Raw genomic sequence first — 22,372 nt, forward strand, 5'->3', positions numbered from 1 at the left:
CGGCGCAGCCGACGGGCGCGATGACGGCGGCGGGTGGCACCACAGCGGCGGGCGCCGGCACGGCTGGCAGCGGGACGCAGACGGGAGTACGTCAGTGAGAGACGCGATGACACGAGAGGCGCGGCGCGGCCGCACGAGTTGGCTGGCGGTCGGATTGGTGGCGTCGCTGGCGGCGGCGTGCGGCGGCTCGGAGGCGGCCAAGGACGCCGGAGGGACGGCCGCGGCGGCTCCCGCCGTCCTGGACATCGGCAAGGAGAACACCGTCGCCGTCACCGCCGACGACATCGTCACCGGGCCTGCGGTCTCGGGCACGCTGGCGCCGAAGACGCAGGCGACAGTCCGCGCCGAGATCGGCGGCTCCGTGCTGACCGTCACGGCAGAGCAGGGCCAGGCGGTGCGGCGTGGCCAGCTGCTCGCGCGCATCGAGGCGCGTACGGCGGACGAAGCCGTGTCGTCGGCCGAATCGTCGGTGCGCTCGCAGGAGCAGGCGCTCGACCTCGCGAAGCGCGAGTTGGCGCGGGCGCAGACCCTGGTGACGGCCGGCGCGGTGGCCGAACGCGCCGTCGAAGGGGCGCGCAACGAGGTGGTGCGGCTCGAATCGGAACTGGCGAGCGCCCGGAGTCGGCTGAGCAATGCGCGCAAGGCCCTCGGCGACGCCACCGTGACCGCGCCGATCTCCGGCATCGTGGCGGAGCGCCCGGTCAACGCCGGCGATGTGGTGGCGCCCGGCACGGCGCTCTACACGATCGTCGACCCGTCGAGCATCCAGCTCGAGGCGTCGCTGCCGTCGGAGTCGCTGTCGCGCGTGCGCGTCGGCGCCGAGGTCGCGTTCCAGGTCCGCGGCTATCCCGATCAGCAGTTCACCGGGAAGGTCGAGCGCATCAGCCCGACGGCCGACCCGACCACGCGCCAGGTCCCGCTCTGGGTGACGGTGGACAACCGCAGTGGCCGGCTGGTCGCCGGGTTGTTTGCCGACGGCCGGGTCACGCAGGCGTCGCGCCGGGGCCTCATCGTGCCGCTGAGCGTCATCGCCGACATGGACACGCAGCCGACGGTGTTGCGCATCCGCGGCGGCAAGGTCGAGAAGACGACGATCCGGCTCGGGCTCGTCGATGCGCAGAACGAGCGCGCCGAGGTCGTCGACGGCCTGTCGGAAGGCGACGTGTTGCTGACCGGCGTCGCGCAGGGGGTCACGCCCGGCACGCAGGTCACCGTGGTCGATCGGTCGCAGCGGGCCACGGCAGGAGCCGCGCCGGCTGCCCCCGAGTCCGGGCCGAAGTCGTAGTTGCCGTCCTGTTCAAGGAGAAGCTGACGTGTTCATCTCCGATTTCGCCATCAAGCGCCCCGTCGTCACCATCGTGTCGATGCTGGCGCTCGTGGTCTTCGGAACCTTCGCGCTGCTGCAGCTCGAGGTCGACGAATTCCCCGAGATCGCGCCACCCGTCGTCTCGGTGTCGCTGCCATTCCCGGGCGCGTCGCCCGACCAGGTCGAGCGCGATCTGATCGACCCGATCGAGGAAGGCATCTCGAGCATCAGCGGCCTCAAGAAGATGGACTCCCAGTCGCTCGACAGCTTCGGCGTGATCGTCGCCGAGTTCGAGTTCGGCAAGGAGCCGGCCGAGGCCGTCCAGGAGATTCGCGACAAGATCTCCGAGATTCGCAACGAGCTGCCGCTCGAGATCGAGGAGCCGATTCTCAAGCGCTTCGATCCCAACGACTTCCCGATCGTGACGCTGGCGCTGACGTCCGAGAAGTTGACGGGCGCCCAGCTGACGCAGCTGGCCGATCCCGGCGTGACCAACGAGCTGCGCGGCATCCGCAACGTCGCCGAAGTGCTCGTCGTCGGGGCCATCGAGCGGGAGATCACCGTCGAGATCGATCCGCGGGCGATGCAGACCGCCGGCGTCGGTGTCGGGCAGGTCGTCGGCGCGCTGCAGTCGCAGAACCTCGCCGTGCCCGTCGGCCGGCTGCAGGGCGGCATCCAGGAACGCACGATCCGCCTGCGCGGCCGTCTGCAGTCGCCCAACGAGTTCGGCCAGATCGTCGTCAGCCAGTCGGGCGGTCGCATCGTGCGGCTGGCCGATGTCGCGCGGGTCTACGACGGCGCCGAGGAGCCGCGCACGGGCGCGGCCTACAACAACAGCAACGCCGTCGGCATCGAGGTCAAGAAGACCACCAACGCCTCGACGACCACCGTCAGCGAGGCGGTGATTGCCAAGGTCCGCGAGGTGCAGAAGACCCTGCCGCCGGGCGTCGAGCTCAAGCTGGTGCGCGACGCCGGGTCGCGTGTCGAGGCCTCGGTCGAGAGCGTCCAGTCGGCGCTGATCGAGGGTGCCGTCCTGACGGTGTTCACGGTCTTCCTGTTCCTCAATTCGTGGCGCTCGACCGTCATCACGGGCCTCGCGCTGCCGGTCTCGGTGCTCGCCTCGTTCATCGCCGTCCTGATGTTCGGCTTCAAGCTCGAGACGATGTCGCTGCTCGGCCTGTCCCTGGCCATCGGCATCCTCATCGACGATGCGATCGTGGTGCGCGAGAACATCGTGCGTCACGTCGAGATGGGCAAGGACCACTACACCGCGGCCCGCGAGGGCACGGCGGAAATCGGACTGGCCGTCGCCGCGACGACCTTCTCGATCGTCGTCGTCTTCGTGCCGATCGCCTACATGGGCGGCCTCGCGCAGCAGTGGTTCGCGCCGTTCGCGCTGACCATCGCCTGCTCGGTGCTGGTGTCGCTGTTCGTCTCGTTCTCGCTCGACCCGATGCTGTCGGCGTACTGGCCGGATCCGCACGTGCCGATGGAGCAGCGCAGCTTCGTGTCGCGGGCCCTCGACCGGTTCAACCGGTGGTTCGACCGGCAGGCCGACCGCTACAAGTACGTCATCAGCTGGGCGCTGCGGCACCGCTTCGCGATGGTGCTGCTGACGGTGGCCTCGTTCGTCGGCGCCCTGGCGCTGCCGGCGATGGGCCTGATCGGCGGCGCCTTCATGCCGATCATGGACAACTCCGAGTTCAGCGTCATCGTGACGACGCCGCCGGGGTCCAACATCGCCTACACCCAGCTCAAGACGCAGGAGGTGTCGGCCATCGCCCGGGCCCTGCCCGAAGTGGCCTACACCTACACGAGCATCGGTGGACAGACCGAGTCGGTGGACGAGGGATCGGTCTACGTCCGGCTGAAGCCGCGCGCCGAGCGCACGCGGCGGCAGGAGGACGTCGCCGCCGAACTGCGCGCGCGCCTGCTCAATCTCGGGGGCGTCGAGGCCTGGATCAACACGAACTTCTTCGGCAACTTCAAGCAGATCCAGCTGCAGCTCACCGGTCCCAAGGCCGACGAACTGGCGGTGCTGGCCGAGCGCGTGCGCGATGAGGTGCGGCAGGTCCCGGGCGCGGTCGACGTCGGTCTCTCCACCAAGGGCCGCAAACCCGAGATCGACATCCTGATGGACCGCGGGCTGGCCGGATCGCTCGGGGTCACCGTCGGGCAGGTCGCCCAGGCGCTGCGCCCGGCATTTGCTGGCATCGACACGGGAGACTGGATCGATCCCGAGGGCGAGACGCGCGACGTCTACGTGCGGCTGGCGCCGGAGTCGCGTCAGAACCTGAAGGACCTGTCCCAGTTGCCCATCGCGGTCCAGGGGCCGCAGGGGCCCGTGCTGATGCCGCTCGGTCAGGTGGCCAGGCTGGAGACCAACATCGGTCCGGCCCGGATCGACCACCTCAATCGTGATCGGGTCATCAAGATCGAGGCCAACACCGAGGTGCGATCGCTGAACGAAGTGCTCAACGACATCATGCCCAGGCTCGCGGCCAACGTGCCGCTGCCGGCCGGCTACGAGTTGTCGACCGGCGGGGAGTCGGCCGACCAGGCGGAGGTCTTCGGCGGCATCATCGCCGCGCTCGGCCTGGCGATCATGCTGATGTACTTCGTGCTGGTGCTGCAGTTCGGGTCGTTCCTCGACCCGCTGGCCATCATGGTGTCGCTGCCCCTGTCGCTCATCGGCGTGATGCTGGCGCTGTTGTTCACCAACACCACGCTCAATCTGATGAGCATGATCGGCGTCATCCTGCTCATGGGCATCGTGGCCAAGAACGCCATCCTGCTCATCGACTTCGCCAAGTGGTCGATGGAGCAGGGGATGGACCGCCGCGAGGCGCTGATCGAGGCCGGCCGCGTCCGACTGCGGCCGATTCTGATGACCAGCATCGCGCTGGTGGCCGGCATGATCCCGGTGGCCATCGGGCACGGCGAAGGCGCCGACTTCCGGGCGCCGCTCGGCCGCGCCGTCATCGGCGGGGTGATCACCTCGACGCTGCTGACGCTGCTGGTGATTCCGACGCTGTACGACATCATGGCCGGCCTGCGCGACTTCTCGCTGGGGCTGTTCCGCCGCGGCAACAAGGCGTCGCACGGCCACGCGAGCGAGCCGATCGACCTGCCGCAGCCGGCGGCGACGCGGGTGGGGTCGTAGGGGCTCGAGGCTCAGGGCTCAGTAGAACGGGCTCAGGGCTCGGGGCGTCGTGCCCGCGGCGGCTGGGACGTGGCTGCCCCGCGGCCGTGGCTGTTGATGCGCGCACGCGGATTCGTCACGCCGCGTTGCGCGGTCGCGTGAGGAATGGCTGACGGTTTGGGGGCTGGGCGTTCACCCACGCGCGTTGCAGCGTCTGGATGACACGCTCGGCCTTCCCCGTTGGATCGAGGCGTTGACGGCCGCGTCCACAGGTGCCGCAGCGCCAGGGTCGGGCAGTGCGCGGCGAAGACGCGCGACACGCCGTCGCGCCCGTTGTCACTCGTCACGCGCTGGCACCTCCACGCAAGGGAGCCGCGCGTGGTCATCGATGGCCACGTCCCGCGCGCGCTCCGCCAGTGGCGCTGCCGGTCCCCAGGCGCCCGGTGCCTGGCCTGCCGAAACCGGCCCAGCAGCGTGATGTCCACATGCCGCCGCTCGCCAGGTGTCGCGTTCGTCGCGCACCACCGGTGGCCGCGGGACCTGCGGCGGACGTCAGAGCCCGAATCGCGGCCGCCAGCGGCTCATCGTCGAGCGCGGGTAGTCCAGCGACGGTTGCGTCGCAACACCCGTCGTCCAACTGCGCTCCGGATGAACAGGGTGTTCAGCAGATACCTCACACGGGATCCGTCCGGTAGCACGGCGCTGACGCCAGCCCCCAAGCCCCAAGCCCCAAGCCCCAAGCCCAGAGCCTTGAGCCTTGAGCCTTGTCTTTTGAGCCCCGAGCCCCGAGCCCCGAGCCCCGAGCCCCCCGTCTCACCGCTCCCCGGTCGAGCCGAACCCGCCTCTGGAGTCCGCGCCAGCGTCGTGGGCGAGGGGCACGAACTGCACCCGGGGCACCCGGAGCACGAACGCCTGGGCGATACGGTCGCCCGCGGCGACCGTCACCGGCGCGTCGGTGTAGTTGAGCACCAGCACGCGGGCCTCGTCGGCGGGGCCGCGGTAGTCGCTGTCGAGCACACCGAGGCCATTGGCGACCAGCAGGCCGCGTTTGGGCAGGCTGCTCCTGGCGACGATCGCGAGGAAGTGCCCGTCGGGAACGGCGAACACCAGGCCCGTCGGGACGAGGGCCAGCCGCCCCGGCGCGACCGTCACGGTCTCGGCGGCGGCCAGGTCGAAGGCCGCTGCCCCAGGGGTCTGGTACTGGGGCGTCTGTGCGGTGCCGAGGTGCCGAACCCCGACCGTTATGGAATCATTCTGTAAATCCACGCTTGTGTATCTCCACATGTAATGCTATCGTCTTCCTCGACATCCGGAGCGGTCCGCACAGTGCGGGCCCGGCAACCTGGGGCGGACATCCCAAGGTGCCAGCCCGGTCGGCGCAGGCAGCCGACCGCGGCGATGCGGTTCGAGACGAACAAACAAAAGTGTCCGTGCGGGCGATCACCCCGCAACCTCCGAATGTCTTCACTTGGTTGCTCAGGAGAAGACACGTGATTTTGACCGCCTCCCCCACAGAGTCCTCATCGGTCCCGGCCCTGCGTCGGCCGTCTCTCCAGGTGGCGCTGTCGCCCGACGACCGCCGGTTCCAGCGGTTGGGTGAGAATCATCACCTCTGGCGCAATGGCCGCTTCTGGTGGATTGCCTACACGGTTATCATTGACGGCTGGCGTCAGGAGCGGATTCGCCATTCGCTCAAGACGGACGATCTGACCGAGGCGCGGGGCCGCCGGGACGAAATCCTGGCGACCGTCAGTTCCGAAGGCGTGCTGCGCCGCGTGAGCTGAGCCGCCCGGCGCCCGTCCACCCTCGTGCGCCCGAGCCCCGACGGGCCCGGAAGGGCACGAGCGTGGGCACGTGAACGGCTGGCACGGCGAAGCTCCGGCCCCAACGTACTTGCATCACCCGAAGGATTAACCCCGCATGTCCCGTTTCGTTCTCACGTCGGAGTCCGTGTCGGAGGGCCACCCGGACAAGGTGGCCGACTTCATCTCCGACTCCGCGCTCGACGCCTGTCTCTCTCAGGATCCCACCTCCAAGGTGGCGGTGGAAACGCTCGTCAAGGAAGACCTCGTGGTCCTCGCCGGCGAAGTGACGACCGGCGCGAAGGACGTCGACTACGAGAAGATCGCCCGCCAGGCGATTCGCGAGATCGGCTACGACTGGGCCGATGAGGTCTTCAACGCCGACGGCGTGCAGGTCATCCTCAAGATCACGGCGCAGTCCAAGGAAATCAACTCCAGCGTCGTCGACAAGGCGGCCGAGGAGCAGGGCGCCGGCGATCAGGGCCTGATGTTCGGCTATGCGAGCAACGAGAGCCCCGAGCTCATGCCGCTGCCGATTCTGCTGTCGCACCGCCTCACGCGCGGCCTCGCCGAGGATCGCAAGAAGGGCGGCGCCTATCGCTGGATTCGTCCCGACAGCAAGAGCCAGGTGTCGGTGCGCTACGAGGACGGCAAGCCGGTGGCCATCGAGCGCGTGGTCGTGTCGACGCAGCACGTGGCCGAGGCCAGCCAGGACGACATCAAGGCCTACGTCATAGAGGAACTCGCGCCGCGCGTGCTCGGCGACTGGACGCCCGCGAAGGACCTGTTCCTGGTCAATCCCTCGGGCAGCTTCTCGCACGGCGGCCCCTCGGCCGATGCCGGCGTCACCGGCCGCAAGATCATCGTCGATTCGTACGGCGGGGCGGCGCGGCACGGCGGCGGCGCGTTCTCGGGCAAGGACCCGTCCAAGGTGGACCGCAGCGCGGCCTACTTCGGTCGCTACGTGGCCCGCGAAGTCGTCAAGGCCGGGCTGGCCGACCGCTGTGAAGTGCAGTTCTCCTACGCCATCGGCGTCGCGCAGCCGACCTCGCTGCTCGTCGAGACGTTCGGCACGGGCGACAACAAGGCCGCCGAGGACTTCGTCCGCAAGACGTTCGACATGCGACCGGCCGGCATCATCAAGACGCTGGACCTGCTGCGCCCCATCTACCGGCAGACGACGAACTACGGCCACTTCGGCCGTCCCGGGTTGCCCTGGGAAGCGTAGGGTGAACGAAAAAGGGCCGCTCTCGAGCGGCCCTTTTTCATTGCGGAAGCGCTGACCGTTGAAGGCGCAGCCCCAGGTTGGGTAGGGCCCGCTCTCCGAGCGGGCCGTCACCACGCAGTTCATCGAAGCAGGCGCCGACGGCCGGTTCGGAGAACCGGCCCTACCCACCGACTCCCGGTTGCTACACTGACCTCGTGACCGCGATCGTCTTCGACCTGGATGGCACGCTCGTCGACTCGTTCGATGACATCAGCGCCGCGTTCTGCCGCAGCTTTCATGTGATCGGTGCCGATCCGCCCAGTGCCGAGGCGGTGCGCACGCAGATCGGCAAGCCGCTGCGCGACATGTACGCGCCCTGGGCCCCGGCCGACGCCATCGACACGCTGGTGGCCGAGTATCGCCGCGACTACGCCGAACGCTGTGCCGACCGCACCCGCCCCTACCCCGGCATCGTCGACCTTCTCGAGCGGCTGCGGGGTCGTGGCCACGCCCTGGCCGTGGCGACGACGAAGACGACATGGCTGGCGCGCACCGTGATGGAGCGGCTCGACCTGGTCGACCGTGTCGATCACGTGCAGGGGACCGACGGCTTCCCGCACAAGCCTGCGCCAGACGTCATCGCGCATGCGCTGGCCGGCGTCGGCCGTCCCGGGGCGTGGATGATCGGCGACGCCGTCACCGACATCGCGGCCGGGCGCGCGGCAGGCCTGCGGACGTGTGCGGTGACCTGGGGGGTGCACTCCGCACAGGATCTGCGTGCCGCGGGTCCTGACGCGATTGCGAGTTCGGTCAAGGACCTCCACGCCGTGTTGCTCGCCGAGTGACAGGGGGGTAGCGGCCCGCTCGGCGAGCGGGCCCTCCCAAGCGGTCCCCCGGTTCCCGACTCCCGGTTCCCGGTTCCCGGTTCCCGGTTCCCGGTTCCCGACTCCCGCTATAGTCGTCCTGTGCCGTTCGACTCACTCCTCCGGGAGATCCTCACCAGCCGCGTCTACGATGTCGCGCGCGAGACCCCGCTCGATGGCGCTCCGCGTCTGTCGGCCCGACTCGGCGTGCCGGTGCTGCTCAAGCGCGAAGACCTGCAGCCGGTGTTCAGTTTCAAGATTCGCGGCGCCTACAACCGCATGGCGCGCCTGACGGCGGACGAGCGGGCCAGGGGCGTCATCGCCGCCAGTGCCGGCAACCACGCGCAGGGCGTGGCGATGTCGGCCCAGCACCTCGCCATGCGCGCCCGCATCGTCATGCCGCGGACGACGCCGGACATCAAGGTCGATGCGGTCCGCAATCGCGGCGCCGAAGTGGTGCTGGCCGGCGATACCTACGCCGACGCGTATGCGTTCGCCTCCGAGGAGGCGTCGCGGACGGGAGAGACGTTCATCCACCCGTTCGACGATCCGCTGGTCATCGCGGGGCAGGGGACCGTCGGCGACGAGATCGTGCGCCAGCGTCCCGGGGCCCTCGACGCCATCTTCATCCCGGTCGGCGGCGGCGGTCTGCTCGCCGGCATCGCGGCGTACGTCAAGGCCGTCATGCCCTCGGTGCGCATCATCGGCGTCGAGCCCGTCGATGCCGACGCGATGAAGCGCTCCCTCGACGCGGGCCATCGGGTCGTGCTCGAGCGCGTCGGGCTGTTTGCCGACGGCGTCGCCGTGCGCGAGGTCGGCGAGCACACGTTCGCGATCGCCACGGAGACCGTGGACGAGATCGTGCTGGTCGACAACGACGCGATCTGTGCCGCGATCAAGGACGTCTTCGACGACACCCGCACCATCATGGAGCCGGCCGGCGCCCTGTCGGTGGCCGGCCTCAAGGCGTGGGTGGCGGCGCAGGCCACGCCGCCGCGCGGGCCGCTGGTCGCCGTGCTGACCGGCGCCAACATGAACTTCGATCGGCTGCGGTTCGTCGCGGAGCGTGCCGAACTCGGCGAGCAGCGCGAGGCCCTCTTCGCCGTGACCATTCCCGAGCGCAAGGGCGCGTTCCGGCAGTTCTGCACCATTCTCGGCCCGCGGGTCGTCACCGAGTTCAACTACCGACTGAGCACGCGCGCCGAAGCGCACATCTTCGTGGGGGTCGGCACGCGCTCGCGCGCCGATGCCGATGACGTGCTGGTGCAGTTGCGGGAGGGCGGCTATCACGTGGTCGACCTGACGCAGAGCGAACTCGCCAAGCTGCACATCCGCTACATGGTGGGCGGCCGATCGCGGGATGTCGGTCGCGAACGCATCTGCCGGTTCGAGTTCCCCGAGCGACCCGGCGCCCTGCTCCAGTTCCTCGACACGCTCGGCGGTCGCTGGAACATCAGCCTCTTCCACTATCGCAATCATGGCGCCGACATCGGTCGCGTGCTGGCCGGCTTCGAAGTGCCGGTGGACGACGACGAGGCCTTCGACGGCTTCCTGGAGGCGCTCGGCTACCGCACGTTCGAGGACACCGGCGAAGACGCCTACGAGCGCTTCCTGGCATAGAATCGCCCCCATGGCCACTCACACCTCCCGTCGTTCGTTCCTCAAGCAGGCCGGCGTCATGTCGGCAGCGGCAGCGGCCTCGTCCGCCCTGATCCCGACCCCTGGCGCCATCGCGGCCCCGGCGGCCGCAGCCCTCCCGGCGGCTCCCGGCGGCGCGCCGAAGAAGGCGGTCCTGATCGGCATGCTGCCCAAGGAACTGCCCTACCAGGAGCGCTTCGCGCTGGCGCGCGAGGTCGGCTTCGAGGGCATGGAAGTGAACACCATCGAGAGTCCGGCCGAGGCCGAGGCGATCGCCAAGGCGGCGCAGGCGGCCAAGCTGCCGATCCACTCGGTGATGAACAGCGAGCACTGGCGCTCGCCGCTGTCGTCGTCGGACGCCGCGGTGGTGGACAAGAGCGTCAAGGGCATGCTGACGTCGATTGCCAACGCCAAGCTGCTCGGCGCCGACACGGTGCTGCTCGTGCCGGCGGTCGTGGATCCGAAGACGAGCTACCAGGACGCGTGGACCCGCTCGCACAAGGTGATCACCGAGCGCCTGCTGCCCGAGGCGGAGAAGCAGGGCATCGTCATCGGCATCGAGGAAGTCTGGAACAAGTTCCTGCTCAGCCCGCTCGAGATGAACGCCTACGTCGACAGCTTCAAGTCGAAGTACGTCCAGGCCTACTTCGACGTCGGCAACATCGTGTTCTACGCCTACCCGCAGGACTGGATCCGCACGCTGGGCCCGCGCATCCGCAAGGTCCATCTCAAGGACTTCAAGCTCGTGCAGAACAAGGGCACGTTCAGCTGGGTCAACCTCGGCGAGGGCAACATCGACTGGCCGGAGGTGCGCAAGGCGTTGCACGACATCGGGTACGACGGCTTCATGACCACCGAGATCCGCGGCGGCGACAAGGCCTACCTCACCGACGTCGTCGCCAGGCTCGATCGGTTCCTCGCAGGGCAGCCGCCGGTCACGCCAGCCCCGCCCTCGGCCTAGCGCTCCGCTCGCCTCACCCGACACGCCCGGGGCGCCGCGTCACTGCGGCGCGTCGGGCGTTGTCGTCTGCAGAGGAATGATTTGCAGGGCGAAGGCCGCCCGCAGCCGCACGACCGCCGCGTCCAGATCGTCATCGGTCCACAGCCAGTCGAGCAGCACACCCTGATACAGGCCGGAGAGACTGCGCGACAGCAACCGCGCATCGGCGCCGTCGGTGAGCTGGCCGGCCTGCTGCGCTCGTTCGAGCCGCGCGGCCACCTGGTCGAGGAACGTCTCGTGCAACCACTGCACGGCGCGGGCGTTGGGGCCGGTGCCGAACCACTGGGCCCGCACGGCCGGCCGAGCCGCCTGGTCCAGCGCGGCACACACCTCGAGCAGCCCTCCGAACATCAGCGTCAGGTCGGTCAGCAGATCCGGCGACGACCCTCGGGCCGAGGCCTGCTGGACGGCGGTGGTCAGCAACTCGTGGACGACCAGCAGCAGCAGGTCCTCCTTGTCGCTGGCGTGCTGGAAGAGCGTGCCCACGGCGACCTGGGCCTCGTCTGCCACCTGCTGCGTGGTGGTGTCGTCGAAGCCGCGCCCCACGAACAGGTGCCGCGCGGCGTCACGCACGCGCTGTCGCGTCTGCGCCTTGGCCAGCTGCCGCACGCCGACGCCGAGCGTGAGTCGGAGCGGTGGGTCGGAAGGGGGGGGCACGCGTCAGGCCGTTTCGGAGGGTTCGTAGAAGCTGGCCGTCGGCGTGACCGACGGGTAGGTGATCAGCAGATCGCAGCTCTGGGAGCTCTCGATCACGAAGGGGTCGGCCTTGGCCGGCACACACCACACGGCGCCCGGCACCATGGGCTCGCCGGCAATCGTGCCCTCGCCCTTGATCACGACCACCAGATGGAAATGCGGCGCCAGCGGCGCAAACAGCAACTGGCCGCGTGACGTCCGGCACTCCATCGTGAAGTAGCGGCAGTGCGTGAGGATCGTGCGACCGGCGTCGGCGGTGTGGCGCGTGTCGTTGCCGAGCGTGTACGGCCCGAGGTCGGAGACGGCGAAGCCATGCTCGAGATGGAGCTCGCGGCCACGCCCGTAGTCGAACAGCCGGTACGTGATGTCGGACTGTTCCTGCACCTCGATGAGCGTCAGGCCTGGTCCGAGGGCATGGACGGTGCCGGCAGGCACCAGGAACGTGTCACCGGCGGCGGCCGGCCGCCAGTCCATCAGGTGTTCGATCTCTCCTGACAGGGCCGCGGCCTCGCCCTGTTCACGTGTCAGCGGCGCCGACAGCCCGATCCCGATGGTGGCGTTGGGCTCGGCGGCAATCACGTGCCACGCCTCGGTCTTCCCGCGCGACCCGTCGTGGTGGATCGCCGCGTACTCGTCGTCGGGGTGCACCTGAATGGAGAGCCGCTCCGAGGTGAACAGGATCTTGACGAGGAGCGGGCACTCCTCCCCCTGCCCGGGGCCGAGAATCTCCGCCGGATGCCGGCGCGTGAGCTCCCCGAACGTCGGGCCTGCACCGGTCGGATTGCCGTCGGCCGTGAACCAGGCCTCGCCGACCTTCACGGCCGGGGTCGGGTTGGGAAACCACGGCGCGAGGTCCATCACCCCCCAGGGACGCGGGGCGAAGGTGGGCAGCAGGGCGAACGGGCGTTGCCAGACGTGCATCAGGAGATTGTAGGACACGGGCCACGGCCGCCCCCGCGTCACCGCCGTGACACAGCGCGTTGCGTACAATGCGCCGCATGACGGACCTGCTGACGCCCCATGGCCGCACGCGCCGCTCCCTGATCCTCACCGGCGCCGCGGCCATGACGGCCTGGGCAGGGCGCGCGCCGGCCCTGGCCCTGCGCGACGTGTCGGGGCCGACGCCCTTCACCCTCGGCGTGGCGTCTGGCGATCCCTGGGCCGACAGCGTCGTCCTGTGGACCCGATTGGCGCCTCAACCCCTGGCCCTCGATGGCCTCGGCGGCATGCCGTCCCGCACGGTGCAGGTCCGGTGGGAACTGGCCGCCGACGATCGCTTCGCCCGCGTCCTGCGCCGGGGCACGGTCGCGGCCCAGCCGGCCGACGCCCATGCCGTCCACGTCGAGGTCACCGGACTCGCCCCGGGCCGCGAGTACTTCTACCGCTTCACGGCGATGGGGCACCAGTCGCGGATCGGCCGCACGCGGACCGCGCCGGCACGCGGCCGTCAGGACGACGCGGCTCGCTTCGGCATCGTGTCCTGCTCGCGCTACGAGACCGGCTACTTCACGGCCTACGCGCACCTGGCCGCCGAGCGACCCGACCTGGTCCTGCACCTCGGCGACTACATCTACGAGTACGCGGGCAACCCGGCCACGCCCGTCGCCAGGCCCTTCGACCAGGGCGAGATCATCACGCTGGCCGACTATCGCCGCCGCTACGCCCAATACCGTCTCGACCCTGACCTCCAGACGCTGCATGCGACGGCGCCGTTCGCCGTGGTGTGGGACGACCACGAGGTCGACAACAACTGGGCCGGCGACATCCCCGAGGACAGCCAGACCCGCGCGCAGTTCCTGACACGTCGTGCGGCCGCCTTCGCGGCGCACCACGAGATCATGCCGCTGCGTCGCGGTGCAGCCCCGCGAGGCGCGTCCTCCCGCCTCTACAGAGAACTCGCCTGGGGCGACCTCGCGCGCCTGTACATGCTCGACACCCGCCAGTTCCGCGACGACCAGCCCTGCGGCGATGGCAACCGCGTCGACTGTGCCGATCGCCTCTCGCCAGGCCGGACGATGCTGGGAGCGACGCAGGAGGCCTGGCTGCGTGGCCGGGCGGCGGTGTCGCGCGCGCGCTGGGACGTGCTGGGGCAGCAGGTCTTCTTCGGCGACCTCCAGCGCCCGCTGCCGGACGGCCGCCTCGCGCGCCCGATGGACAGCTGGAACGGCTACGCCGCGGCGCGTCAGCGCGTCCAGGCGATGTTCACGGATCGGCCCCGCAACTTCATCGTCCTGACCGGTGACGTCCATCGTCACTACGCGGGATCGCTGCCCGCGGACGGGTTGCCCGACCGGCCACTGGTCGGCGCCGAGTTCGTGACCACCTCGGTGACCAGCGGTGGCGATGGCAGCGACGATCCCGGCCCGCTCGATCCCATCCTGCGCGCCAACCCCCACCTCCGGTTCACGTGCGACCGGCGCGGCTACCTGCTGGCCGAGGTCACGCCCCGGACCTGGACCACCCACTTTCGCGTCGTGCCGCACGTCACGCGGCCCGGCGCGCCCATCGAGACCCGTCAGTCGTTCGTCGTGGAGGCTGGCGCACCCGGGATCGCGGGCTCAGCCTGACCGACCAGTTGTCTACAGTTCTCGCCGAGGTTGGCCGACACACTGTCGGAAGACTCGACCGTGACCCTGACTCCGCCCACCCAGTCAGGTGCCAGGCCCGGTGACCCGCACGACGGGCCGCCGGCCCCCGGTACCCCCGTTCCGTCGGAACCGGCTCCTGCCGAGCAGGCGTTCGAGACGTTCAGCTACGCCATCTCCCACGATCTGCGGGCGCCCCTGCGTGCCATCGACGGCTACGCGACCGCGCTGCTCGAGGACTACGCCGGCCATCTGCCCGCAGGTGCGCGCGACTATGTCGAGCGTATCCGGCAGGCCACGCAGACCGTAGAACAGCGCGTGGATGCCCTGTTGCGCCTGTCACGTCTCAGCCGAGGGGCCTTGCGCAGTGCCCCGTGTGATCTCGCCGAGACGGCGACCCACCTCCTCGCGGATCTGCGCCAGGCCGACCCGGCGCGGCAGGTCCGCACGACCGTCGTCCCCTCGATCCCCGTACTCGGCGACGGCACACTGCTCGCCATCGCGCTCGAGAACCTCCTGAGCAACGCCTGGAAGTTCACCCGAAGTCGGGCCGATGCCCGCATCGACGTCGACGCCTCGCTGTCGGGCGACGAGATCATCGTTACGGTTCGCGACAATGGCGCGGGCTTCGACATGCGGCAGGCGCACCGGCTCGGCGTGCCCTTCCAGCGCCTCCATGCCGCCGCGCCCGTCGAGGGGCTCGGCATCGGACTCGCCTCCGCCCGCCGCATCGTCGAACGGCACGGCGGTCGCCTGTGGGCCGAGAGTGCTCCAGGGCAGGGCGCCACCTTCTACATGTCGCTGCCGGCGGCGCAGGCCTCCTGACATGTCCGTGGACGCCTCGTCGCCGCTTCGTCGTCGCCAGAACGCGCCCATGACGACCAGTGCGGCCGGGCCGGTGCACGCCGACACCTCAGACCTCGGTCAGCAGGCGCTCTTCGGCGAAACCGTCATCGGCGGCCCGAGCAGTCTGTCGGGACCGCGCCCCCGCAGCATCCGGCTCCTCCTCATCGAGGACTCGCACGACGATGCGTGGCTGGTGCAGCGGCACCTGGAGCGGGGAGGCTTTTCGCCGGAGATCCTGCGCGTTCAGGACGCCAGCGGGGTGCAGGGCGCCCTGCAGGGCGGGCGCTGGGATCTGGTGCTCGTCGATCACACCATGCCGGGGTTCTCCGGTCTCGATGCCGTGCAGATGGTGCGTGCGCACTGTCGCGACCTGCCGTGCCTGCTCGTGTCGGGCACGGTCGGCGAGCACGTGGCCATCGAGGCCATGCGGCTCGGCGCCAACGACTATGTGATGAAGGGCAACCTGACGCGTCTCGTCCCGGCCATCGAACGCGAACTGCGTGCCTCGGAGAGCCGCAGCGAGCGTCGGCGGGCCGAACGGGCGCTGGCCGCCAGCGAAGAGCGCACGCGCCTGATCATCGAGCACGCGCTGGACGCCGTGGTCTCGTTCACGGCGCAGGGGCACATCACCGAATGGAACCTGCGGGCCGAGGAACTGTTCGGGTGGCTGCGGGTCGAGGTGGTCGGGCGTCCCTTCCACGAGGTCGTCCTCGCGGAGTCCAGCTGCCGCGCCTTCGTGGACGCCCTGGCGGACGGCTTCCCGCCGACCTGCCCGCTCGGCATCAGTCGGCGGGCGGAGGTCACCGGTGCGCATCGGGACGGGCGCGTGCTCTCGCTCGAACTGTCCCTGGTGCCGGTGCCGTCGTCGGCGGGCCTGTCCTACAGCGCGTTTCTCCGTGACCTGTCGGAGCGCCGCGAGAGCGAGGCCAAGCGGGCCAGCCTCGAAGCGCAGCTGCGGCAGTCCCAGAAGATGGAGGCCATCGGCAAGCTGGCCGGCGGCGTCGCCCACGACTTCAACAACCTGCTCACGGTGATTCAGGGGCAGTCATCGCTGCTGGAGGACTGCCTGCGTCATCCGGCCGAGGTCGTGCCCGCGGCCAGGGCCATCGGCGAGGCCGCCGACAAGGCCGCCGAGCTCACGCGGCAGTTGCTGGCCTTCAGTCGCCGGCAGGTGGTGCAGCTGACCCCGACCGACGTCAACGAACTCGTCGCCGACCTCGGCAAGCTGCTGCGACGGCTCATCGGAGCCGACATCGAACTGCACACGGTGCTCGCGCCCGGACGGGTCCACATCAATGCCGATGCGGGCATGATCGAGCAGGTCCTGATGAACCTCGCCGTCAACGCGCGTGACGCGATGCCCACCGGGGGATCGCTCATCGTCTCGACGGCGATCGTCCACGCGCATCCGCCCCGATCGGCCACGGCCGCGCCGGGCCGCGGGCAGTACGCGCGGATGACGGTGCGCGACTCGGGGATCGGCATCGCCGCCGAACACCTGCCGCACATCTTCGAGCCGTTCTACACGACCAAGGACCGGGCGCGATCGACCGGGCTCGGGTTGGCCACGGTGTTCGGCATCGTCGAACAGCATCGGGGCTGGGTCGACGTGCGAACGACGGTCGGTGCCGGCACGCAGTTCGACGTGTACGTCCCGCAGTGCCTCGTCGGCGCGCGGCCGGCCGCGCCACCGACGGCGGCGCCGCCGCCACTGCCGCGCGGGCACGAGTGCGTCCTGGTGGTGGAAGACGAACTCCCGGTGCGCGAGATGGTGCGCGATGTGCTGGTGCGGCAGGGCTATCGGGTGCACGAGGCCGCCTCGGGGCGTGAGGCGCTCGACCTCTGGTCGCGCTACCAGCAGGACATCGATCTCGTGCTGACCGACATCGTGATGCCCGACGGGATCATGGGCACCGACCTGGTCGAGCGACTGATGCAGGCCCGGCCCGACCTGCCGGTGATCTTCACCAGTGGCTACAGCCAGGAGTCGGACGCCATCGACCTGTCACTGGTCGATGGCGTCAACTTCCTGCAGAAGCCGTATCGCCCGGCGGCCCTGATTCGCCTGGTCCGCGAGCGCCTCGAGAAATGAGCCGGGCTCAGACGCCGACGCCGATGGGGCAGCTCACGTGGGTGCCGCCCAGACCGCAGTAGCCGTTCGGGTGCGTGTGCAGGTACTGCTGGTGGTAGCTCTCGGCGAAGTAGAACGTCGGTGCCGGCACCAGCTCGGTCGTGATGGGGCCGTAGCCGGCCTGCGTCAGCGCCGACTGGTAGGCGTCCCGTGACGCGTCCGCAGCGGCCCGCTGCGCGTCGTCGTACCAGCCGAGGAACGAGCGGTACTGCGTGCCGACGTCATTGCCCTGGCGCATCCCCTGCGTCGGGTCGTGGCTCTCCCAGAACGTCCGGAGCAGCACCTCGTACGGCACGACGGCCGGATCGAACACGACCCTCACGACCTCGGTGTGACCGGTCCTGCCCGTGCAGGTTTCCTCGTACGTCGGGTTCGGCGTGTGCCCGCCCGCGTACCCGACCGCGGTCGAGATGACGCCGGGCAGCTGCCAGAACTTGCGCTCGGCGCCCCAGAAACAGCCCAGTCCGAACAGCGCGAAGGCACTGCCCTCCGGGAACGGTCCGGTCAGTGAGGCCGGCAACACGTGATGACGAGGCGGCACAGGCAGAGGCGTCTCGCGGCCAGGCAGGGCCTCAGCCGCAGAGGGAACACGAAGCGCACCGGAATCCTTGAACCACATGGAGGAAAACCCTTGAGAATGCCGAAAAGGCCGAATGCTGAGAATGCCGACATGCGGACATGTCGAGTTCCGGTGCCCGGTGGCCGGTGCCCGACTCCCGACTCCCGACTCCCGACTCCCGATCATCAGACGCGGATGAACGGGTAGGCGGCCGTGTTGCGCCACACCCAGAAGGCGAGCGTCACGACGAGCATCACCCATGAGATGCCGCTCCTGAGGCGCAGGGTGCGTGCCTCGTCGGTCACCGAGGGCAGCAAGGCGAAGGCCAGCACGGCCGGGGCGCCCACGAAGGCCCACGGGTTGTAGGCGAACGCCGTCGCGATATCGCCGTGCAGCAGGAAGTGCACCGCGCGCGTCAGGCCGCAGCCCGGGCAGGCGAGCCCGGTCAGCGTCAGGTAGGGGCAGGGCGGCGTGAGTCGTTGGCGCGTCGGGTCCAGCGCGTAGAGCACGACGATCGCAGCGATGAGGAGGACGGTGGCCGTCGCCACCGTCCGTCCCGTCCAGCGCAGTGGCATCGCGCCGCTACATGCCGGCGCCGCCGGTCAGCGCGCCCAGCACGGCCATGCCGCCGAAGAACAGCACCCACAGCAGGGCGAGTCCGAGCAGGATCGTGCCGATGATGCCGAGGATCTTGGCGACCTGGGCCATGCCGCGGTTGCTCTCGGCAATGCGGCCGGCATCGATGGCCTTGATCTCTTCACTCGCGAGGTACCACGCGCCTGGCGCGAGCAACCCGCAACAGACGATGCCGAGGACGCCCAGGACGACGGCCATCGTGGCCTTGCTGGACTGCTGCGGAGCGGCGCCGGGGATGACCGGAGGATAGGGCGTGGACATGCGGGTGTGACTCCTTGGGAGGTGCGGTCGTGATCTGCAGATCTCAACGAAAACGCGTGCAGTCTCGCACAACTCATCCGTGTGGCGAAACGGCACGAGCCTCGCGCCTTCTGTGAGAGAGTAATTCCCACGCGTGTTCGGCACTGCGCGTGGGAGGAATGATGAAGGGGATTTTCCCGGCCTGGGGACGCATCCTGCAGGGCTACCGCCCGAATCTGTCGATTGAAATCACCAGGGAGTGCCCGCTGCGCTGTCCTGGCTGTTACGCATACGGTGACGACCACCTCGGCGGCGACGTCACGCTCCGCCAGATGGCCGATCTCAAGGGCGACGCCCTCGTCGCCGGCGTGCTCGAGGCCGTCCGCCTCCACAAGCCGCTCCACCTCTCGATCATCGGGGGCGAGCCGCTCGTCCGGTTCCGCGAACTCGATCAGCTGTTGCCGCAACTCTCGGCGCAGGGCCTGTATGTACAGGTCGTGACCAGCGCCGTGCGCCCGATTCCGGAGGCGTGGGCCAGCATTCCCCGTCTGCAGGTCGTGGTCTCCATCGACGGGTTGCCCGCCGAACACAACGTGCGTCGCGCTCCGGCCACCTACGATCGCATCCTCAAGCACATCAAGGGGCAGCAGATCACGGTGCACTGCACCATCACGCGGCAGATCGTGCAGCGCGACGGGTATCTCGAGGAGTTCCTGGACTTCTGGTCCGCCAACGCGGACACGCGCCAGATCTGGTTCAGCCTCTACACCCCGCAGCTGGGCGAGGAGTCGGAAGAGCGCCTGCGTCCGGAGGACCGGGCACGGGTCGTCAGGACGCTGCTGGACCTGCGCAGCCGCTTTCCGAAACTGCGCATGCCGAAGGGGATGATCGAGGTCTATCTGACCCCGCCGTCGTCGCCCGACGAGTGCACGTTCGCAAGGACGACGCTCTGCGTCTCCTCGGACTTGCAGCGCCGCATCACACCCTGTCAGTTCGGCGGCAATCCCGACTGCGCCCAGTGCGGGTGCATCGCGTCGGCAGGACTGGACGCGATCGCGCGCCATCGGCTGCCCGGCGGACTGCGAGTCGGCGCGATTTTCGATGCCTCGCTGGGCATCGGTCGAGCCGTGGCGCGAGTGACCGGACGCCGTGACGAGGCGCCCGACGCCCCGGCGACGACGACCGCTGGCCACTCGGCGCCTGTGCCGGATTAGGCGAGGGACAGACGCGCGGCCGGACGCGGTGCGCCCGGCCGGCGGGCTCATCGCTACGGCACGATGAGTTCGTTCTTGACGGTCGCGGTCTTCGCGGCCGCCTGGGCGGCCTTCTCGGCCGCGGCCTTGGCGGCCGCCGTCTTGACCGTGCCCTTGAGGGTGACGACGCGGCCATCGGCCGAGGTGTCGACGTTGATCGCCGACGCCTCGACGCCGGCCGCGGCGGCCAGCGCGGTCTTGACCGCCGCGGTCGTGGCGGCGCTCGACATGGCCGCCGCCGCGGTCTGCGTCGCGCTGGCGGCAGCCACCGCCGCGTTCGCCCCCGCCTGCATCATCGTCGCCGCGGCGGCCGCACCTTCGGTCTTCGCGGCGGCGGCCATCTCCGCCCCGGCCTTGCTCATCTCGGCCGCGGCGCTCTGCATCTGCGAGCCCATCTCCCTGGTCGCGGCCTCGACCTGCTTGGCCGCCTCGGTCGTTGCGGCTTCCATCTGCTTGGCTGCCGCCTCGGCCGCCTTGCGGGCCTCCTCGGCCTGCCGCTCCGCTTCGGACTGGCCGCATCCCACCATCAGGCTCGCCAGCAACAGGCCGGCCGCCAGCCCCATCATCGTGCGCATCGCTCGTCCCCTCTCGCGGGCAGGGCCAGCTCGGCATCGAGCCGACCCTGCGTGTCCCTCAGGAAGAGCTCACGTTAGTCGCAAGCGCGGCCTCACCGCAATATCGCCAATCGGTCACACCACCGAGCGTCCGCTGGCGAGCCGCACGACGATGAGGATGAGCGCAATGACCAGCAGGATGTGCAGCAGGCCGCCGATGGTGTACGAGCTGACCATGCCGAGCAACCACAACAGCACGAGGATGATGACGAGAGTTTGCAGCATGTGGATCTCCGGATGGCGTGACCGCGGCATGCGGCACACGAAAAGTCCCGGCTGACCCCAGAGCAGCGTTCGTGCCAGTCCGTCACCGGCGGTCCGACGTCGCGGACGAGCGAAATGGCAGGGATTTCGGCTGATTGGCGCCGCGATCGGGCGAGAGGCACGGCAGAGGCTGTCGTGTAAGACCTACCCGAACCGTAGCGCCTGTGGTCCAGTTCCCCGAGTCGGTGTTCGCCGGAGGCAGCGCAGCCGTTGATCAGCCAGAGCCATTACCCTCTGCGAAAGGATTCGAACCGCCCATGCGCGCTCGACTGTGCTTCACCCTCGCGACTGCGATCACCTGTGGCGCCCTGCTCGGCGCGCTGCCGACACTTCACGCGCAGGCCCGTCGTCCGGCGGCGCCCAAGGCGGCGACCAGGGCCGCGCCGCAAGCCAACCCGACCGTCAGCCTCGTCGGCGTCCAGGTCGCGGCCAAGAGCCTCGGCAAGGGGAGGTTCGGCGACACCATCGCGTTTGGCAGCCAGACCGGCGTGACGCTCGCGCTCGCCGTCAAGGTCGCCCCCGGCACCGCGATCCTCGACATCGACGATGACGAATGCGTCATCGAGTCCTGGACCGACGACAAGCAGACGGACCTCGACATCGAGCCGGACTGGGGGTCGTTTCCGAGCTACACGGAGGACCAGTCGGCGGGCATCATCACAGTGCGCTCGCCGGTCGTGCCCGCAAGCGGGGCGCAGCAGATCTCGCTCAGTGGCGCGCTGTCGGTGACGACGGCGGCCGGCACCCGCGCGGTGCAGGCGAAGAAGGTGGCGTTGGTGAAGGGGACGTCGTTCCAGCTCGGCACCTTCGCCGCCTCGGTCTCCGAGTTCGAGGCCACCGACACCGGCGCGTCGCTGGCGGTGAAGCTCACCGGTGCCAACTCGAACAACATCAAGCGTCTCCGCTTTCTCGATGCCGCCGGGACCGAACTCGAAAGCGACCAGAACGGCTCGATGACCTCCTCGGACGAGAGCGAGTACAGCTTCACGCTGAAGGCCAAGGCGACGTCGGCCACCATCGAGGTGGAGCTCTGGCAGAACCAGCAGACGATCAAGGTGCCGTTCACGCTGACGGCGAGTGTGGGGAGCGTGAAGTAGGTCTCGTCTGGGACGATGGGTGACCGCTCCGGCGGCCACCCACCGTCACCAGAGGCTGACGCTACCGGGCGCGCACGGCCTTGCCTGACGCGACCGCGGCATCGAAGATCGCAGCCGTCTGCGCCTGCGCGACGGCGAGCGCCTCCTGCAACGTTCGGCTCCGCGCCTTCATGTCGGCCCCGTGCGTTTCCATCGTGCGGCTCATGGCGCGCATCTCGTCTCCGAGCGCCCGCTGCTGTGCGGCGAGCGCGCGCATCTCCGCCTCGAGCGTCTCGCGCCGGTGTCGCAGCTCCTGCCGCGCCTGCTCCTGCCGTGCCTGATCACCCTGGGCCAACTCCACATCGCGCGCGGCTCTGCCCGCGGCGAGTGCGGCCATCTTCGCCGCCAGCGCGGCCTGCCGGGCGCCGAGTTCGCCCTGCCGGGCGCCGAGCGCGCCCTGCGCTCCGCCCTGGGCCCCCATCGTCGCGCCGATGCGCCCCATGGCATCGCCCGC

20 protein-coding genes, 1 pseudogene and 1 riboswitch are annotated in these 22,372 nt (G+C 69.6%); of the genes and pseudogenes, 12 read left to right on the plus strand and 9 right to left on the minus strand.

The features are described from left to right. The first annotated feature begins 106 nt into the window (after nt 1-106). Both Q0C41_RS20120 and Q0C41_RS20125 read left to right on the plus strand, forming a co-directional pair. Complete coding sequence (locus tag Q0C41_RS20120; RefSeq protein WP_291986766.1) at nt 107-1,285, plus strand: efflux RND transporter periplasmic adaptor subunit; 1,179 nt, start codon at nt 107-109, stop codon at nt 1,283-1,285. A 28-nt stretch (nt 1,286-1,313) separates the two neighbouring features. Further along, the gene (locus Q0C41_RS20125; RefSeq protein ID WP_291986768.1) at nt 1,314-4,469 is read left to right on the plus strand and encodes an efflux RND transporter permease subunit; all 3,156 of its coding nucleotides are present in this window, start codon (nt 1,314-1,316) and stop codon (nt 4,467-4,469) included. Between the two features lie 792 nt (nt 4,470-5,261). Here Q0C41_RS20125 and dut read toward each other — a convergent pair. Continuing rightward, nucleotides 5,262-5,714 (minus strand): dUTP diphosphatase, encoded by a 453-nt coding sequence (dut, locus tag Q0C41_RS20130; RefSeq protein WP_291986769.1) that lies wholly within the window; start codon nt 5,712-5,714, stop codon nt 5,262-5,264. A gap of 34 nt (nt 5,715-5,748) precedes the next feature. Further along, a riboswitch (SAM-I-IV-variant riboswitch) is annotated at nt 5,749-5,880 on the plus strand. Between the two features lie 58 nt (nt 5,881-5,938). Here dut and Q0C41_RS20135 point away from each other — a divergent pair. The 5 genes from Q0C41_RS20135 to Q0C41_RS20155 all read left to right on the plus strand — a co-directional run bounded on the left by Q0C41_RS20135 (nt 5,939) and on the right by Q0C41_RS20155 (nt 10,919). Next, complete coding sequence (locus Q0C41_RS20135) at nt 5,939-6,232, plus strand: hypothetical protein (protein WP_291986771.1); 294 nt, start codon at nt 5,939-5,941, stop codon at nt 6,230-6,232. Nucleotides 6,233-6,368: 136 nt separating this feature from the next. Then, complete coding sequence (gene metK / locus Q0C41_RS20140; RefSeq protein WP_291986773.1) at nt 6,369-7,478, plus strand: methionine adenosyltransferase; 1,110 nt, start codon at nt 6,369-6,371, stop codon at nt 7,476-7,478. Nucleotides 7,479-7,672: 194 nt separating this feature from the next. Then, entirely contained in the window at nt 7,673-8,302 is a 630-nt protein-coding gene (locus Q0C41_RS20145) for an HAD-IA family hydrolase (protein ID WP_291986774.1), read from the plus strand. Nucleotides 8,303-8,422: 120 nt separating this feature from the next. Continuing rightward, entirely contained in the window at nt 8,423-9,940 is a 1,518-nt protein-coding gene (ilvA, locus tag Q0C41_RS20150) for a threonine ammonia-lyase, biosynthetic (protein ID WP_291986776.1), read from the plus strand. 10 nt (nt 9,941-9,950) lie between these two features. Then, a complete protein-coding gene (locus tag Q0C41_RS20155; RefSeq protein ID WP_291986778.1) occupies nt 9,951-10,919 on the plus strand; it encodes a sugar phosphate isomerase/epimerase in 969 nt (322 codons plus the stop codon). Between the two features lie 39 nt (nt 10,920-10,958). On the opposite strand, the gene Q0C41_RS20160 is transcribed toward Q0C41_RS20155, so the two are convergent. Both Q0C41_RS20160 and Q0C41_RS20165 read right to left on the minus strand, forming a co-directional pair. Continuing rightward, entirely contained in the window at nt 10,959-11,615 is a 657-nt protein-coding gene (locus Q0C41_RS20160) for a TetR/AcrR family transcriptional regulator (RefSeq protein WP_291986780.1), read from the minus strand. 3 nt (nt 11,616-11,618) lie between these two features. Then, a complete protein-coding gene (locus Q0C41_RS20165) occupies nt 11,619-12,575 on the minus strand; it encodes a type I phosphomannose isomerase catalytic subunit (protein ID WP_291986781.1) in 957 nt (318 codons plus the stop codon). A gap of 77 nt (nt 12,576-12,652) precedes the next feature. Here Q0C41_RS20165 and Q0C41_RS20170 point away from each other — a divergent pair, with 77 nt between their 5' ends. The 3 genes from Q0C41_RS20170 to Q0C41_RS20180 are packed head-to-tail and all read left to right on the plus strand — an operon-like array spanning nt 12,653 to nt 17,177. Continuing rightward, nucleotides 12,653-14,221 (plus strand): alkaline phosphatase D family protein, encoded by a 1,569-nt coding sequence (locus tag Q0C41_RS20170; protein WP_291986783.1) that lies wholly within the window; start codon nt 12,653-12,655, stop codon nt 14,219-14,221. A gap of 60 nt (nt 14,222-14,281) precedes the next feature. Next, complete coding sequence (locus tag Q0C41_RS20175) at nt 14,282-15,064, plus strand: ATP-binding protein (RefSeq protein WP_291986785.1); 783 nt, start codon at nt 14,282-14,284, stop codon at nt 15,062-15,064. Between the two features lie 49 nt (nt 15,065-15,113). Then, the gene (locus Q0C41_RS20180) at nt 15,114-17,177 is read left to right on the plus strand and encodes a response regulator (RefSeq protein WP_291986787.1); all 2,064 of its coding nucleotides are present in this window, start codon (nt 15,114-15,116) and stop codon (nt 17,175-17,177) included. A 7-nt stretch (nt 17,178-17,184) separates the two neighbouring features. Here Q0C41_RS20180 and msrA read toward each other — a convergent pair whose 3' ends face one another. The 3 genes from msrA to Q0C41_RS20195 all read right to left on the minus strand — a co-directional run bounded on the left by msrA (nt 17,185) and on the right by Q0C41_RS20195 (nt 18,672). Further along, nucleotides 17,185-17,835, minus strand: a complete 651-nt coding sequence (msrA, locus tag Q0C41_RS20185) for a peptide-methionine (S)-S-oxide reductase MsrA (RefSeq protein ID WP_367079245.1) — start codon at nt 17,833-17,835, stop codon at nt 17,185-17,187. A 125-nt stretch (nt 17,836-17,960) separates the two neighbouring features. Beyond that, nucleotides 17,961-18,350 (minus strand): DUF2752 domain-containing protein, encoded by a 390-nt coding sequence (locus Q0C41_RS20190; protein ID WP_291986791.1) that lies wholly within the window; start codon nt 18,348-18,350, stop codon nt 17,961-17,963. Nucleotides 18,351-18,357: 7 nt separating this feature from the next. Further along, a complete protein-coding gene (locus Q0C41_RS20195; protein WP_291986793.1) occupies nt 18,358-18,672 on the minus strand; it encodes a hypothetical protein in 315 nt (104 codons plus the stop codon). 161 nt (nt 18,673-18,833) lie between these two features. On the opposite strand from Q0C41_RS20195, the gene Q0C41_RS20200 reads away from it, so the two are divergent. Beyond that, nucleotides 18,834-19,865 (plus strand): radical SAM protein, encoded by a 1,032-nt coding sequence (locus Q0C41_RS20200; protein ID WP_291986795.1) that lies wholly within the window; start codon nt 18,834-18,836, stop codon nt 19,863-19,865. Between the two features lie 53 nt (nt 19,866-19,918). On the opposite strand, the gene Q0C41_RS20205 is transcribed toward Q0C41_RS20200, so the two are convergent. Together Q0C41_RS20205 and Q0C41_RS20210 are read right to left on the minus strand one after the other, a co-directional pair. After that, a complete protein-coding gene (locus Q0C41_RS20205) occupies nt 19,919-20,479 on the minus strand; it encodes a BON domain-containing protein (RefSeq protein ID WP_291986797.1) in 561 nt (186 codons plus the stop codon). Nucleotides 20,480-20,593: 114 nt separating this feature from the next. After that, nucleotides 20,594-20,743, minus strand: coding sequence for a lmo0937 family membrane protein (locus Q0C41_RS20210; protein WP_291986799.1), 150 nt, complete (start codon nt 20,741-20,743; stop codon nt 20,594-20,596). A gap of 296 nt (nt 20,744-21,039) precedes the next feature. Between Q0C41_RS20210 and Q0C41_RS20215 the strand changes: the two genes are divergently transcribed. Continuing rightward, nucleotides 21,040-21,879, plus strand: coding sequence for a hypothetical protein (locus Q0C41_RS20215; protein ID WP_291986801.1), 840 nt, complete (start codon nt 21,040-21,042; stop codon nt 21,877-21,879). 61 nt (nt 21,880-21,940) lie between these two features. Here Q0C41_RS20215 and Q0C41_RS20220 read toward each other — a convergent pair. Next, a pseudogene (locus tag Q0C41_RS20220) lies at nt 21,941-22,372 on the minus strand (hypothetical protein); the annotation flags it as partial.

Origin of the sequence: Luteitalea sp. (assembly GCF_022842525.1) — a bacterium.
Lineage (GTDB): Bacteria > Acidobacteriota > Vicinamibacteria > Vicinamibacterales > Vicinamibacteraceae > Luteitalea.

What these genes read in the sequence shown, in the direction of transcription:
- Q0C41_RS20170 (WP_291986783.1), top strand. Translation starts at nt 12,653, where the DNA reads ATGACGGACCTGCTGACGCCCCATGGCCGCACGCGCCGCTCCCTGATC.
- msrA (WP_367079245.1), bottom strand. Translation starts at nt 17,835, where the DNA reads ATGTGGTTCAAGGATTCCGGTGCGCTTCGTGTTCCCTCTGCGGCTGAG.
- Q0C41_RS20200 (WP_291986795.1), top strand. Translation starts at nt 18,834, where the DNA reads ATGAAGGGGATTTTCCCGGCCTGGGGACGCATCCTGCAGGGCTACCGC.
- Q0C41_RS20210 (WP_291986799.1), bottom strand. Translation starts at nt 20,743, where the DNA reads ATGCTGCAAACTCTCGTCATCATCCTCGTGCTGTTGTGGTTGCTCGGC.
- Q0C41_RS20195 (WP_291986793.1), bottom strand. Translation starts at nt 18,672, where the DNA reads ATGTCCACGCCCTATCCTCCGGTCATCCCCGGCGCCGCTCCGCAGCAG.
- Q0C41_RS20155 (WP_291986778.1), top strand. Translation starts at nt 9,951, where the DNA reads ATGGCCACTCACACCTCCCGTCGTTCGTTCCTCAAGCAGGCCGGCGTC.
- Q0C41_RS20120 (WP_291986766.1), top strand. Translation starts at nt 107, where the DNA reads ATGACACGAGAGGCGCGGCGCGGCCGCACGAGTTGGCTGGCGGTCGGA.
- Q0C41_RS20165 (WP_291986781.1), bottom strand. Translation starts at nt 12,575, where the DNA reads ATGCACGTCTGGCAACGCCCGTTCGCCCTGCTGCCCACCTTCGCCCCG.
- Q0C41_RS20205 (WP_291986797.1), bottom strand. Translation starts at nt 20,479, where the DNA reads ATGCGCACGATGATGGGGCTGGCGGCCGGCCTGTTGCTGGCGAGCCTG.
- Q0C41_RS20215 (WP_291986801.1), top strand. Translation starts at nt 21,040, where the DNA reads ATGCGCGCTCGACTGTGCTTCACCCTCGCGACTGCGATCACCTGTGGC.
- Q0C41_RS20180 (WP_291986787.1), top strand. Translation starts at nt 15,114, where the DNA reads ATGACGACCAGTGCGGCCGGGCCGGTGCACGCCGACACCTCAGACCTC.
- metK (WP_291986773.1), top strand. Translation starts at nt 6,369, where the DNA reads ATGTCCCGTTTCGTTCTCACGTCGGAGTCCGTGTCGGAGGGCCACCCG.
- Q0C41_RS20190 (WP_291986791.1), bottom strand. Translation starts at nt 18,350, where the DNA reads ATGCCACTGCGCTGGACGGGACGGACGGTGGCGACGGCCACCGTCCTC.